Here is a 14,050-nt window from a genome sequence, read left to right on the forward strand (position 1 = left end):
AAACTCCCAATCCATTATTAGCGTGAATTCTCATACGAATTCACGCTTTAATGCGTTTTTTATAAAAAATGGGTTGGTTAAAGTCGCGATTGACTTTAAATTCGGACACAATACCGATGATTTTACTTTCGCTTGTCTGAAGATACTCCAACTTCGGACACTACTCCTTTGAATCCGCCTTCCCTTGTCCGAAGATAACTCAACTTCGGACACTACTCCTTTGATTTCCCCTTCCCCTGTCTGAAGATACCTCAACTTTGGACATAACTCCTTTGATTTCGCCTTCCCCTGTCTGAAGATACTCCAACTTCGGACACGACTCCTTTGAATCCGCCTTCCCTTGTCCGAAGATAACTCAACTTCGGACACGACTCCTGTGATTTGGCCTTCCCCTGTCTGAAGATACTTCAACTTTGGACACTACTCCTTTGATTTTCCCTTCCCCTGTCTGAAAATATTGCACCTTTGGACACAACTTCTTTGATTTTGCTTTTCCCTGTCTGAAGATACCTCAACTTCGGACACGACTCCTTTGAGTTCGCCTTTCCTTGTCTGAAGATACTCCAACTTCGGACACTACTCCTTTGAGTTCGAGTCAAGTCCTTAATATTGTGTAAAAGTGTCAACAATGATTTTCAACTTATTTATAAATTTGTATAGCGAGTTAGAATTATTTCGAATTTACATTGAGGGGTGGGCATGATAGCCTGGTGGCAAGCCAGGTGTTGTTAAACTCCTGGCTTCCTGGCTTTTATTCATGCCCACCGGAGGCTCAATGTCAATTCGAAATTAGGCGTTCACACTTTACTTGGTAGGTGGCGCTTTTCTCAACCTTTCCTACTTCTAATGATTTTTTTCATTTCTTGTTCCTCATTTATTTGCATGAGGACTGCTCCAATCATTCTAAACGCGGATTGAGTATTTGGAAATATTCGGATTACCTTTTCCCTTCTTCTAACCTCTTGGTTTAAGCGTTCCAGTGAATTTGTGCTGCGAATATATTGTTGAAACTTATTGGGTTCATTTAAAAACTGGATAGCATCTTCGAAGCCATCTTCTAAAATTCGGGTCGCTTTCTCCAGCTTTGAATCTTCTCCAAATCGTTCAAGAAATTCATCTTTAAACCTTCTGGCATCATTCACACTAACAGCTTCAAAAATTCTCTTTAATCCTAGTTTTTCTTCATCTACCCCTTTTTTAGGTAGTACATTAAAAATATTTCGCTTGAAATGGACAGTGCAACGTTGCCAAACAGTTCCAACGAATACTTCTTTTAGAGCCCTTTTTAATCCGGGATGTGCGTCTGTAATAAATAGTCTTGGAGATTGTACTCCTCGAGATTGTAAGTGATGTAAAAATGCTTTCCAAGCATCATAGCTTTCTACGTGATCGACTCTTATTCCTAATATTTCTCGGCGGTTTTCTTCCGTAATGGCAGTAGCGATATAGACAGCCTTTGATACAACACGATTATGTTCACGCACCTTAATATACATGGCATCAGCGAAAATATAAGGGTAGTATGTTGTATTTAAAGGCCGGTTTGCCCAAGTTTGAACAATTGGGTCGAGTTGTTCCGTAAGAGAAGAAACAAAAGACTTCGAAACACTTTCTCCACAAAGTTGTTGGACAATATTCTTTACTTTACGAGTAGACACACCGTTTATAACCATTTCGAGCATTGAAAGCACAAATGCTTGGTCACAACGTGCATATTTTTCAAACAAGGAAGGTGAAAATCCCCCATTGCGAGTACGAGGAACTCTGAGATTCACCCTACCAATACTCATAATGAGCTCTCGCTCATAGTAACCATTTCGAGAATCAAATCGGTCAGTAGAACGTTCATAAGATCCAACTTGAAGAAAGTCATCACGTTCTTTCTCCATCACAGAATTTAAAACAAGAACAATCGAAGCTTTAATAACGGAGTCAATATCAGAATTCATTACTGATTCTTTTAAAACATCAATATCTAGGTTAAACTGTATTTGAGTCATTTTTATTCCTCTTTTCAATGTTTTACTTGGTCGTTAAACATTGTTGACAAAAAGGAATAAAATGACTCTTTTCTTTTACACAATTATATGGACTTAATCTGAGTTCGCCTTCCCTTGTCTGAAAATACTCTAACTTCGGACACTACTCCTTTGATTTCCCCTTCCCTTGTCTGAAGATAACTCAACTTCGGACACTACTCCTTTGAGTTCGCCTTTCCTTGTCTGAAGATACTCCAACTTCGGACACTACTCCTTTGAGTTCGCCTTCCCTTGTCTGAAGATACTCTAACTTCGGACACTACTCCTTTGAATCCGACTTCCCTTGTCCGAAGATAACTCAACTTCGGACACTACTCCTTTGATTCCGACTTCCCTTGTCCGAAGATAACTCAACTTCGGACACTACTCCTTTGACTTCCCCTTCCCTTGTCTGAAGATACTCCAACTTCGGACACAACCCCTTTGAGTTCGCCTTCTCTTGTCTAAAGATACTCCAACTTCGGACACTTCTCCTTTGAGCTCGTCTTCCCTTGTCTGATGATAACTCAACTTCGGACACTACTCCTGTGATTTTCCCTTCCCTTGTCTGAAGATACTCCAACTTCGGACACTACACCGATGATCTTGCTTTCCCTTGTCTGAAGATACTCCAACTTCGGACACAACCCCTTTGAGTTCCCCTTCCCTTGTCTGAAGATACTCCAACTTCGGACACTACTCCTTTGATTTCTCCTACCCTTGTCAGAAGATACTCCAACTTCGTACACTACTCCTTTGTTTTTACCTTCTCCTGTCCGAAGAACCCCAACACCAACTTTTGACAAAACACCGGAGATTTTCTGTTTTATTTCTTAGTTTTGACTTTGATTTTTTTGTACTTTTTACGTTAAAAACGTATGCTTTTTTAATATTTTTGTTGGACTGTTCGCAACTCAATACGGAAACGTTGATCCTTTATTGAATTATTGTTTTTTCTATCTAGTGGGATATCACAAGCTTCTTAGTTGACATATATTAAGTTTAAAAACGACAGGAGCCACCTCAATGATTTATATTGTTCTACCTGGAGATACTCTTTATCAGATAGCCCAAAGATTTAAAACCTCTATTGCATTATTGCTCATGTACAATCCCCAAATTACGAATTCAAATTTCATTTACCCTGGGCAAATCATTAATTTACCTCCGACAGGTCATTCCTACAAGCTCTGCCCTATTTTACGACAAGGCGATCGCGGTCCAGCTGTAAGTAGAATACAAATTCTCTTAAGAAATCAAGGACTTTACACCAGAGCAATTGATGGCATTTATGGACCATTGACACAGAGAGCACTTTTAACCTGGCAACAAAATACAAAGGAGCTTGAGGTTACAGGGATTGTAGATGAGGAGACTTGGGTATCGTTAGGTTTTGAATGTAACGAACGTCCGGAGATTGTGCAATACATTGTGCGTCCTGGGAGTTCCTTATTTGCAATCGCCATTTGGTTTGGAGTATCTGTGGATAGCCTTTTACAAGTAAACCCTCAAATTACAAATCCTAACCAAATTCTTCCTGGACAGATAATTAATATACCGGCATCATTTTTAGATTTCTAAACACAGTAAAAACTCACAGGGAAAACATTCCATCAATAAATACAACAAATAATCCCCAACCTAGTAAAGTGAAAAATTATTATTTGGAGGTAATTGATATGGCACAATTAAGAGAAATCATGACATCAAATGTAGTTACAATTAACGAAACACAGTCAGTCCAAGAAGCTGCTGCATTAATGAGCCAACACAATATCGGGTCTGTTCCGGTAGTAAATAACAATGGACAAATGGTCGGAATTGTTACTGACCGTGATATTACACTGCGTACAACTGCGCAAGGAGAAAGTGCACAAACACCCGTTTCTCAAGTTATGACTGCTCAACAAATTGTTCAAGGTACTCCTGACATGGATGTACACGATGCAGCAAATTTAATGGCTCAGCAACAAATTCGTCGCTTACCAGTCGTTGAAAATGGGCAAATAACAGGAATGGTTGCTTTAGGCGATTTAGCAGTACAAAATCAGTACGCAAACGAGGCCGAACAAGCGTTACAAAACATCTCAACCCCATCCGCACCACAAGAATAACGGGTTTGGGTCAGAGGGACAGGTCCATTATCCCTAAATTAATGGGACGCAGTAACAGCGTCCCTAAAATAAGATTTGAAACATTACCATAATAGAATTGTTCCCCCATCTAGCTCTCCCCCCCCAAATATTATCAATCAAACACTTGTAGGCCCAAGCCCTAACAGTAAAGGACTTCTGAATTTTATACTCTGATTCATTTAATACCATTAAATCCATTCAAAAAATAATTGTATGTATTACAATTATTTTTGGTTGCACAGTATTGTGTTTGTTAAAATGGTAGTACTATACGAATGGGACAGAGGGACAGGTCCCCTGTCCCAGATATAAAATCATTTGTTAAAAAATGGTGGGACGCGGGACCTGTCCCCACGTCCCTTAGAGAAGGAGAACGACATGAAGAATCGCCCCAACATCCGTCTTTTTTATTTTATTTCTATAATGGTTTGTGTGCTGTTGTTTGTTGGGGTTAATGGGGTAATCGAAACCTTCCTTTTACCTCAGGAAAGTAAAGCAACGATTCAAGAATCTGGATCAGTCCACGATTCTTCAGTCATTCAAAAGCTATATAATAGTCAACCAGTGACGATTGTTGCGTATGGTGATTCCATTACATGGGGGTATGAACGAGATTCTAATACCGGAAGAGTAACTCAAGTAAAGAACCCTTATCCAAAAATCCTAGAGAATGAGCTAAGAAAAAAATATGGCTATCGTCATGTAAAAGTGATTAATAGAGGTCATCCCGGCTGGACATCGATCCAGGCACTTAAAAATGTTGAGAAGGAAGTGCTTAGCTACCAACCCGACCTCGTCATTTCAATGTTTGGTATAAATGATGCAAGAGGTCATTCAAAATACAGTCCTCATTCTCAACCTATCCCTGTCGATCAATATAAAGAGAATAATCAACAATTATTACGAAAGCTTCAGGAAAAAGAAATCGAAGTGGTTGTCATCTCACCGACATTGTTTACTAGTAAAAAAAATAGTGCAAATAAAACTCAGGAACACTATACAAATGTGATAAAGTCCTTAGCCATAGATGAAAGAGTCTACTATATAAATGGTTCGGAAATTCCTGTTAAAAATAATCTTAAAGACGGGATTCACTTTAAAGCCGATCAATACAAGCTAATCGCGGAAAAAATAATATCTGAGCTATTTTAACGATTGCAGGAGTTCCCTTAGCTCAATTTCCGAGATATGGTGGGACGCGGGACCTGTCCCCTTGACCCACTTGGGAGTTCGCTGAGTTCTATGTTCCGTTACATTTGTTATTTAGAAGTAATTTACGTCATAAAACGTAGCTTTCTTCAGTCCTGTCAATAGTCATATTCTAGTATTTTCTACCTCTATTACCAATGGTAGACAAAGGCTAGTTATGAATTTCAATTAGTCAAATCTATTAATTTTCAATGATTGCTAGAAGTTAATATAGTAAAAAAGTTTTAAGTTATCATTGAAGGAAAAGTCTTCCTCAAATATTACAAAATTCACATGCTATGATTGGGATGTATCTTGGTACAAACAAGAGGAGGACTGAACATGAAGAAAACTGTATTATCATTAGTAGTGGCAGGTGCACTATTAGTTACTGGGCCATTAGCTAGTTCCGCGGAGCAAGTAAGTGATCAAAAAAATGTATATGAAGGTCGTTATGTTGTATCTGTTAACAACTCTACTGATTGGAATAACCTTATTCAAAACTTACTTAAAAAATATTATTCTGGGAACTATCAAACTCAGCCTAAAGTAGAGACCCCTTCCCAACCAACTGAGGAACCAACTCAACCAAAAGCTGAAGAACCTGTTCAGGAAAAACCTGTTGTTCAACAACCTGTACAACAGCAACCATCAGAACAGCCAAAAGAAACTGAGAACCAAGGCGCTTATTCATTAAGTCAGTTTGAGCAAGAAGTTGTAACTCTAACAAATAATGAACGTGCGAAATATGGCTTACAGCCACTAAAAATTGATTTAAAATTAAGTGAAGTTGCAAGAACCAAATCTACTGATATGAAGAATAAAGGGTATTTTTCACATACAAGTCCAACTTACGGATCACCATTTGAGATGATGAATCAATTTGGTATTCAATATCGTGCAGCTGGTGAAAACATTGCAAAGGGTCAACGTTCACCCCAAGAAGTTGTAAATGCATGGATGAACAGTGAAGGGCATCGGAAGAATATCTTAAACTCAAACTTCACTCATATTGGTGTAGGTCATGTAGAAGGCAATTATTGGACACAGATGTTTATCGGAAAATAAATAGTAATGTTTTTAATAAGGTCACATTAAAGAAAAACTAACTAAAATTTTCTATTCTAGAAAAAAAAGAAGCAGGTAACCTCTATAAACTGTACCCTGTGTAGTAGACACATTAAAAAAAGTCTGCTGCACAGGGTCTTTTTATGTACAATAGATTAAAAATAGTGCGGGAGAGATAGTATGAGTAAAAAAATATTCTCGGAAAAAGAGATCGAATTACTAGCTAAAAATCCATATGTAAAATCAGTAAGTCCCAAAGGTATTACCTATTCAGATGAGTTTAAGGAGCACTTTATAACTCAAAATGACCTGGGGAAGTTTCCTAGAGAGATATTTGAGGACTGTGGGTTCGATACTGAGGTATTAGGTATGAAACGGATTGAGTCTTCTGGAAAAAGATGGCGAGAAGCTTATCGTAAGCACGGAATTCTAGGACTTCGTGATACAAGATCAGGAAACTCAGGTAGACCAAGGGAAAGAGAGCTTTCCACTGAAGAAAAATATGCAAGGTTAGAGGCCGAAAATAACCTGTTGAAAGCAGAGAATGAACTATTAAAAAAGATACGATTCGCAGAAAGGGGGATGAAGAAGAAATAAAATTGTCAGCTGACCAGAAATTTAACCTTATTCATTCCGTTATCGAGAAATACAATCTAACAAGGATGGTAACCCACCTCTGTAAAGTAGCTGGTGTGTCCCGTCAGGGATACTATAACTACTTTTCTGCTAAACAAGTTCAGAGAAGGAAGGATCGGGAGAAAAAGGATGAATCCCTTCGGGACCTGGTTTTAAAAGCATACAATTTCAAGAACCGTAAGAAAGGGGCTCGTCAAATTAAGATGGTATTGGCAGGTCAGTTTAGTGTTGTTTTCAATCTTAAGCGAATCAGAAGAATCATGAAGAAATACGGGATTGAGAGCCCTTTTAGGAGAGCGAACCCCTACAAGCGCATCATTAAGGCTACGCAGGAGCACAAGGTCGTCCCGAACTTACTTAACAGGGAATTCAAACAAGGAATCCCACACAAGGTCCTTCTTACGGATATAACCTACCTATATTTCGGAAAAGGTAAAAAAGCTTATTTATCAACCATTATTGACGCTTCCACCAATGAAGTCTTAGCTCATCAGGTCTCTGATCGAATTACTTTAGATATCGCTACGGATACACTTAAGAAGTTAAAGAAAAACAGGAGAATCAAACTGGCTAAAGGAGCTTATATACATTCTGATCAGGGAGGTCACTATACCAGCCCTGTTTATCAAAAGCTGGTGAAAAAATTCAAATTGGAACAATCAATGTCTAGGAGAGGTAACTGTTGGGACAACGCCCCACAGGAATCATTCTTTGGTCATTTTAAGGACCTGGCTGATATAAAATCATGTGAAACTTTAAAAGAACTTAAGCAAGAAGTGAAAGCTGCCATCCACTACTACAATCACTACAGATATCAATGGAATATGAAAAAGATGACCCCTGTTCAATACAGAGATCATCTTCTTAAAGTAGCCTAGCTTTTTTTAAAATGTCCTTTACAAGGGGTACAGATTACTATTGGGTTCCTGCTTCTTTTTGTTTCAGCAAAGCATTTCCTCATTTTGAAGGAATCTTATTTGCGATCCTAAAGATTTTAGGTTTCTTCATTTAGTAGAATAAAACTATGCAATTTTACTTTCTGATTTCGTATCAGGAAAGGCTAAACTTACAACAATTCCAACAATTAAACATATGAAGAAGGTTCCCGCTCTCGCTGAGACAATTGCTTCTAATGGAGAAAGTGTCCATATAATGGCACTAATAAAACCGGTAATAATAGTAGCAATAACTCCTAATCCAGATGTTTTCTTCCAGAAAAATATTAATAAAACAACAACAGAGAAGGTATTACCAATTCCAGCCCAAGCAAAGCCCACTACGCCACCAACAAATGAATCAGATAATAATGAAATAATAATTCCTAGAATACCACCTACAACAACCGTGATTCGAGAAATAGTTACTATTGTACGTTCATTTAACTTTATACCCATAGATTTATGAATAATATCCTCACTAACTGAAGTTGTTACAACTAATAATTGTGAGGAGGCAGTTGACATAATAGCAGCCAAAATAGCTGCAAAAATGATTCCGGCAATCCAAGGTGGTAATAAATGAGATACCATATAAGGTAAAATCATTTCTGAGTCTGCAATTGTATCTTGCTTATAAAGAACAGAACCGAATATCCCTACTAAAAATGCACCAATATAAACAATAATTGTCCATATGTACGCAACCCACTTAGCAGTTTTAAGTTCCTGTTCGCTTTTGATTGCCATAAAACGTGTACTTAATTGTGGTTGACCACCTAGAAATCCAAAGAACCATGAAAAGTTCGTTAATAACATGGCGCCAAGTGCCAAACCAGAAATTCCACCGAACCATTGGTCAGCTCCATTGTCCATTGAAGCTAATGATGCTGTGATTGATAAATCATTATTTTTTATTTCAATAAATGCTGCAATTGGCACAATAATAAATGCCAATACCATGAGAGCACTTTGTACAGCATCTGTCCATACAACAGACATAAATCCTCCCATACAAGCGTAGGCGATAATAATGATGGCAACTACTATCGTTCCGAAGGTAATATTAATACCTGAAATGGAATATAATGTTTTCCCTGTTCCTGAAAATTGGCCTGCGATATAAAATAGAGAAAATGCACCCATAATAATTGCAGATAACAAACGTATGATTGTTCCATGTTTTGGATATTTAGCAGCAAAATAGTCCGGTAGCGTAAAAACACCGTACTTTTTCCTCTCATTCATAAATTTCTTAGATAAGAAAACCCAAGAAAAAATAACTCCTAAAAACATTCCGGATAATAACCAGATCCCTGATAATCCGGCAAGATAAATGAATCCGACAGCTCCTAAAAACATATATGCTGATTCAGCTGTGGCCCTTTCTGAAAAGGCTAGAACCCAACCAGATAATTTATCTCCACCAAGAAAATAATCTGAAGAATTTAACCTTTTTCTACTAAAGTAAATACCAATTCCTATCAATATTAAAAGATAAATTGCAATTTCCGCATAAATAATAACACTATCTGACGTGAAATTCATGATGCTGCTATATCCCCTTTATAATTCATATTATCCCTATCTGATTTACAACGTAAACTCAGTACTATATACTATAGTTGTTCAAGACCTGTGTCAATATATTAATATATAAATATTTTAATAAGGAAGTGCTTTAAATGAATAAAGAGAGGGTTCAGATCCCCCCTTTGTCAATGCATAATATTACAACTAAACTCTTTACCCATGTTGAAAAGTCTGTAGTTTCAAAGTTTGGGGAAGAAGGAAAAGCTTTGATACAAAAAGGTGTTGAGAACTTTGGATTTAAAGATGCAGAGATAATTGCCACACAAGGTACTGTAGATGGCGAGAATCATACACTATTTAATTACATTCCTCTAAATCATTCTATGGAGAATAAATATCAAAATCTAACAATCTATGCTTTAATGGCGAAATTATTTGCTCAAATCAGCAAAGCAGTTGCTGACAGATTTGGAGAACAAGGGAAAGATGCCGTTCGTGAAGGTGTCCGTACATTCGGAGAAGAACGTGGTCGTGGGATTGCACAACGGGCACGTGTTAATGGAGAAGTGAATTCACGAGAAAATTATTTAACAAACTATGATATGGGTAGAAGTGAATTATTTACCTATACCACAGAATATAAGCTAGGCGAGATTGAACAAAACTTTACTGTTTGCCCATTTGGACAACAATGGGCTGATGACGATATGCATGAGTACGGAATTTTATATTGCCAAATGATTGATCCAGCTGTTGCAAAAGGATTTAACCCTGAATTTGAGGTTGAACATGATAAATATATCTTGAAAGATGGAAACTGTCATTTCCGCTTTAAATTGGCTGACAAAAAGTAACTTTAATTGGAACGAATAATTAAGATACGTATACGCACTCAGTTAGTCTAAGAAATTGATGAAAGTTAAAATCGGTTTTCTAAAGTGCCTAATACAAAAAAGATTTGAAGGTAGGGTGATTTCCCTACCTTCTTTTTGGGGAGAAAACTGCTTTTCATTCAGAAATCACCCACTTTTATAACCAATTCGTTATTGAAGTTTTCCTCTACAGAGGATTGGGATTTGGTCTACGACTTCGTCTCCAGAGATAAGGTAGGCGTGGTCATAGAGGTTGCAGACTGGGCATATATGATTTGGTATGACTTCTAATGTTTCACCAATTGCAACTTGATTTCTAAATTTTTCATTATAGATGATTGCATGCTCATCATAAAGTTGGTCAATATGAACCCCATAGTTCTTGATATAACCTATCCCCGTAGTTGCACATATTCCTTCACTTCGCGATTGCATGGTGAGTCCCTTTGCACCGACATCTGTAATGACGCGTTCATTTGTTGGTTTGCTTATGACGGTAGTGAGGACAGTTGCCGCACATCTATCGTATGAACCAATTGCATTTCCTTGTGAAACATCCATGAGGATATAAGTACCAATACGAAGTTCAGTGATTCCCTCCATTACTCCAAAATCATGCATGAGCGGTGGAGTCGATCCAATGCTAACGGTTTCAAGTTTACAACCTAACTCCTCAGCTAAATGTGCAAAATGAAGGGTACGTTTTTGCGCTTCATCATAAAGGCGGCGACATTCCTCAAGGTCCTTGGCTTTGTATGTATGACCATCGTGAGAAAAGATCCCTTTTACATTCAGATGAGAGCAATTTTTAATATAGTCTACTAAACTTGTATAATCACTTTCTTCTATAACACCTGAACGATTCTCACCCACTTCAATCTCGATAAGAACTTGAGCTGGCTTTTGACTATCACTAAATACTTTTTCAATCATTTCACATTGCTCAATACTGTCGACACCAAAGGAAATATCAATTGTTTCAGCAAGCTTTTTAATGCGATTTAATTTGACCTCTCCCACGATTTCGTTTGCTATAAAAATATCCTTCAGCCCGTGTTCAGCCATGACTTCTGCTTCGCCAACCTTCGCTACTGTAATACCCTTTGCACCTGCTTGCACCTGTAATTTAGCTAGTGCAGGCATTTTATGCGTCTTCGTATGCGGGCGTAGTTTTACACCATATTTATTAGCATAATTTTGCATTCTATTAATGTTGTCCATCATGATTTCTCGATCAATTAATAAGCTCGGTGTATCTAGTTCATACTTTTTCATTAAAACCACTCCTCACAAATTAATATAGTCTAGCTTCTAGTTACTTTTTAGACCTGCTCCACATAAAGGAAAGACTAGTTGTTGGTCTTTTAATTCGGGATATTTCTCTACATATTGTAAGTATCCGGCATAATTGGCTGCTGAAGTGATTTCAACATATATTCCTTTTAATGCAAGCTGCTTTCTTGCTTCTACTATACTTTCTTCAGACACACCGATTATGTCTCCACCCGTTTCTCTCACAGCCTGCAAGATTTCTGTTCCTCTTGCCGGTGCTGCAATGGCAATGCCCTCCGCTAAGGTTCCTGAATGTTCAATAGGTTCCACCGTGTTTTTACCTTCAACAAAAGCCTTCATAAGAGGTGCACAAACTTCTGCCTGTACAGCGAGGAGTTTTGGCATTTTCTCGATTTGCCCATTTGCTAATAGCTCTTGAAAGGCAATATAGGCTCCCATAAGCAATGTCCCATTTCCTACCGGGATGATGAATGCTTCAGGCATTTTGTTATTCAATTGCTCAAATACTTCATACACATATGTTTTCGTACCTTCCCAAAAAATCGGGTTGTAGATATGACTTGCATAGAATGATTTTGTAGTTTCAACCATCGATATTGCTGCGTTTGCAGTATCTTCTCTATTTCCAGGAATCTTATGAATAACCGCACCATGTGCTTCAATCTGGGCTATTTTTTTACTAGAGGTTGATTCTGGAACGAAAATATCACATTGGATTCCGGCCCTTGCTCCATAGGCTGCAATGGCCGTTCCAGCATTACCGCTACTATCTGCAACGACCCTCTCAATGCCGAGTTTTTTCGCCATGGCAATGAGCAGTACAGCACCACGATCTTTAAAAGACAAAGTAGGCATATAGTAATCAGCTTTGGCGTAGACATTATCATCAATTTTAATGAGTGGAGTCCCCCCTTCCCCTAACGTTATCTCCTGCCATACATCCTCCTGTTCAAATGGAAGTGCATCGATATATTTCCAAAGAGAATGATTTCTAGATGACGAGGTACCAGTAAAATCTACTGCCTTTTTCTCATATTCAAGGTTTAATAATCCGCCACAATCACATTTCCATTTATTACTTTCCAACGGATATGTTGAATGACATTCAAAGCAGATATAGTTCATCATCAATCTTCCTTTTCTTAATCAATATAGGCTACCGCTTCAAGTTCTATCGAATATCCATAGTGTAATTGGTTAGTTGGAACAACTGCTCGTGCAGGCTTATGATCGCCAAAATACTGTTTGTATAATGAATTAACTGTTTCCCATAATGAAATATCTGAAATATAAATCGTAACCTTCATGATGTCCTCTTTTTTGGCTCCTGCTGCTTCTAAAACATGGTCTAGATTGGTTAATACTTGTTTAGTTTCGGCAGTAATATCACCACTGACTCCTGCTCCTGTAAAAGGATCAACCGGAAGTTGACCTGATATAAAAAGTAAATTCCCCTTTTGTGTTGCAGCGGAATAATGCCCTGGGTTTGGCTTCGCACCGTTAATTGTGATGAATTTCATTGAAAAAGCCTCCTTGAGATTAGAGTTTTTATGAATAAGAGGTTTTACCTTTTGTTACTTTTTTTCTTTAATTTCTTCAATATAGCTGTACACCGTTACTTTTGAGATATTCAACTTCTCGGCAACTCTATCGATTGTTCCACGAATTAAGAAGATACCTTTTTGTTCCATAAATCGAACCATCTCAACCTTTTCATCACGTCTCAGCTGTTCTACTGGTCTATTGCCAATAATTTTATCAATCAAATCATTGGCTATTTCCTGAATATGCTCCGTTTCTTGCACATTTACCTGCTGAGGACTGTATTTTGAAGGCTGATCCGGATGTTGAGGAATTAAGCTACTTAACCAGTTTATATTTGCAGTAATTTGTGTAGTATCAATGTTAATGCAAAGGGCGCCAACGACCTTTTTGTCCTGATCTCTAATTAATAAAGTAGAAGATTTTATTAATCTTCCATCATCAGTGTGGAAATAATAATTTGCTGAATAATCATTCGTAAAGTTTTGAGATAATAACACTTCTGTAACGAGATGGTTAAAGCTTTGTCCTACATTCCTTCCGGTTACATGGTTGTTAACGGTGTACACAACTGAACTTTGAGGCACTGTTAAATCATGCAGTACAACTTCGCAATCATTGCCAAATGTTTTGGCAATCACCTCTGCCACTGGAATGTACTGTTCAAGTATAGAATTCATAAGTAAATTCCTTTCATTAGGTCTGTTCAATTAAAATATATATAAATTTTTATATAAAATCAATATTTTTTTATATATAAAAATTAGAGTTAACGCTTATTATAAATAATTTAATAAATTTATATTGACTATTTATATAATTTTTTATAT

General features: G+C 37.5%; 12 protein-coding genes. 6 read left to right on the forward strand and 6 right to left on the reverse strand.

The features are described from left to right. Window positions 1-827: 827 nt before the first annotated feature. Entirely contained in the window at window positions 828-2,000 is a 1,173-nt protein-coding gene (locus NST91_RS22025) for an IS256 family transposase (RefSeq protein ID WP_341332038.1), read from the reverse strand. Window positions 2,001-3,044: 1,044 nt separating this feature from the next. Between NST91_RS22025 and NST91_RS22030 the strand changes: the two genes are divergently transcribed. The 5 genes from NST91_RS22030 (at window position 3,045) to NST91_RS22050 (ending at window position 7,923) form a co-directional block, all read left to right on the forward strand. Next, complete coding sequence (locus NST91_RS22030; RefSeq protein ID WP_341332854.1) at window positions 3,045-3,599, forward strand: LysM peptidoglycan-binding domain-containing protein; 555 nt, start codon at window positions 3,045-3,047, stop codon at window positions 3,597-3,599. Window positions 3,600-3,697: 98 nt separating this feature from the next. Further along, complete coding sequence (locus NST91_RS22035) at window positions 3,698-4,132, forward strand: CBS domain-containing protein (protein WP_341332855.1); 435 nt, start codon at window positions 3,698-3,700, stop codon at window positions 4,130-4,132. A 399-nt stretch (window positions 4,133-4,531) separates the two neighbouring features. Further along, a complete protein-coding gene (locus NST91_RS22040; RefSeq protein WP_341332856.1) occupies window positions 4,532-5,305 on the forward strand; it encodes an SGNH/GDSL hydrolase family protein in 774 nt (257 codons plus the stop codon). Between the two features lie 378 nt (window positions 5,306-5,683). Further along, window positions 5,684-6,409, forward strand: coding sequence for a CAP domain-containing protein (locus NST91_RS22045; RefSeq protein ID WP_341332857.1), 726 nt, complete (start codon window positions 5,684-5,686; stop codon window positions 6,407-6,409). Between the two features lie 180 nt (window positions 6,410-6,589). Further along, a protein-coding gene (locus tag NST91_RS22050; protein ID WP_445724474.1) for an IS3 family transposase occupies window positions 6,590-7,923 on the forward strand; the annotation gives its coding sequence in 2 pieces (ribosomal slippage) (window positions 6,590-7,000 and window positions 7,003-7,923; 1,332 coding nt in all). A 144-nt stretch (window positions 7,924-8,067) separates the two neighbouring features. On the opposite strand, the gene NST91_RS22055 is transcribed toward NST91_RS22050, so the two are convergent. Continuing rightward, entirely contained in the window at window positions 8,068-9,528 is a 1,461-nt protein-coding gene (locus NST91_RS22055) for a sodium/proline symporter (protein WP_341332858.1), read from the reverse strand. A 137-nt stretch (window positions 9,529-9,665) separates the two neighbouring features. Here NST91_RS22055 and NST91_RS22060 point away from each other — a divergent pair, with 137 nt between their 5' ends. Further along, window positions 9,666-10,367: an L-2-amino-thiazoline-4-carboxylic acid hydrolase gene (locus NST91_RS22060; RefSeq protein WP_341332859.1), complete on the forward strand. Its 702-nt coding sequence runs from the start codon at window positions 9,666-9,668 to the stop codon at window positions 10,365-10,367. Window positions 10,368-10,556: 189 nt separating this feature from the next. Here NST91_RS22060 and NST91_RS22065 read toward each other — a convergent pair whose 3' ends face one another. The 4 genes from NST91_RS22065 to NST91_RS22080 are packed head-to-tail and all read right to left on the reverse strand — an operon-like array spanning window position 10,557 to window position 13,900. Further along, the gene (locus NST91_RS22065) at window positions 10,557-11,660 is read right to left on the reverse strand and encodes a D-TA family PLP-dependent enzyme (protein WP_341332860.1); all 1,104 of its coding nucleotides are present in this window, start codon (window positions 11,658-11,660) and stop codon (window positions 10,557-10,559) included. A gap of 36 nt (window positions 11,661-11,696) precedes the next feature. After that, window positions 11,697-12,806 (reverse strand): threonine synthase, encoded by a 1,110-nt coding sequence (locus tag NST91_RS22070; RefSeq protein ID WP_341332861.1) that lies wholly within the window; start codon window positions 12,804-12,806, stop codon window positions 11,697-11,699. A 14-nt stretch (window positions 12,807-12,820) separates the two neighbouring features. After that, window positions 12,821-13,198, reverse strand: coding sequence for a RidA family protein (locus NST91_RS22075; RefSeq protein ID WP_341332862.1), 378 nt, complete (start codon window positions 13,196-13,198; stop codon window positions 12,821-12,823). 54 nt (window positions 13,199-13,252) lie between these two features. Further along, window positions 13,253-13,900 (reverse strand): helix-turn-helix transcriptional regulator, encoded by a 648-nt coding sequence (locus tag NST91_RS22080; protein WP_341332863.1) that lies wholly within the window; start codon window positions 13,898-13,900, stop codon window positions 13,253-13,255. Window positions 13,901-14,050 lie beyond the last annotated feature (150 nt).

It is taken from the genome of Ferdinandcohnia sp. FSL W7-1320 (assembly GCF_038050315.1).
GTDB classification, from domain to species: Bacteria; Bacillota; Bacilli; order Bacillales; family Bacillaceae_L; genus Ferdinandcohnia; species Ferdinandcohnia aciditolerans.

Bases quoted from the DNA above. Each gene is read 5' to 3' on its own strand.
- NST91_RS22070 (WP_341332861.1), bottom strand. From the start codon at position 12,806: ATGATGAACTATATCTGCTTTGAATGTCATTCAACATATCCGTTGGAA.
- NST91_RS22040 (WP_341332856.1), top strand. From the start codon at position 4,532: ATGAAGAATCGCCCCAACATCCGTCTTTTTTATTTTATTTCTATAATG.
- NST91_RS22035 (WP_341332855.1), top strand. From the start codon at position 3,698: ATGGCACAATTAAGAGAAATCATGACATCAAATGTAGTTACAATTAAC.
- NST91_RS22080 (WP_341332863.1), bottom strand. From the start codon at position 13,900: ATGAATTCTATACTTGAACAGTACATTCCAGTGGCAGAGGTGATTGCC.
- NST91_RS22065 (WP_341332860.1), bottom strand. From the start codon at position 11,660: ATGAAAAAGTATGAACTAGATACACCGAGCTTATTAATTGATCGAGAA.
- NST91_RS22045 (WP_341332857.1), top strand. From the start codon at position 5,684: ATGAAGAAAACTGTATTATCATTAGTAGTGGCAGGTGCACTATTAGTT.
- NST91_RS22025 (WP_341332038.1), bottom strand. From the start codon at position 2,000: ATGACTCAAATACAGTTTAACCTAGATATTGATGTTTTAAAAGAATCA.
- NST91_RS22060 (WP_341332859.1), top strand. From the start codon at position 9,666: ATGAATAAAGAGAGGGTTCAGATCCCCCCTTTGTCAATGCATAATATT.
- NST91_RS22055 (WP_341332858.1), bottom strand. From the start codon at position 9,528: ATGAATTTCACGTCAGATAGTGTTATTATTTATGCGGAAATTGCAATT.
- NST91_RS22030 (WP_341332854.1), top strand. From the start codon at position 3,045: ATGATTTATATTGTTCTACCTGGAGATACTCTTTATCAGATAGCCCAA.
- NST91_RS22075 (WP_341332862.1), bottom strand. From the start codon at position 13,198: ATGAAATTCATCACAATTAACGGTGCGAAGCCAAACCCAGGGCATTAT.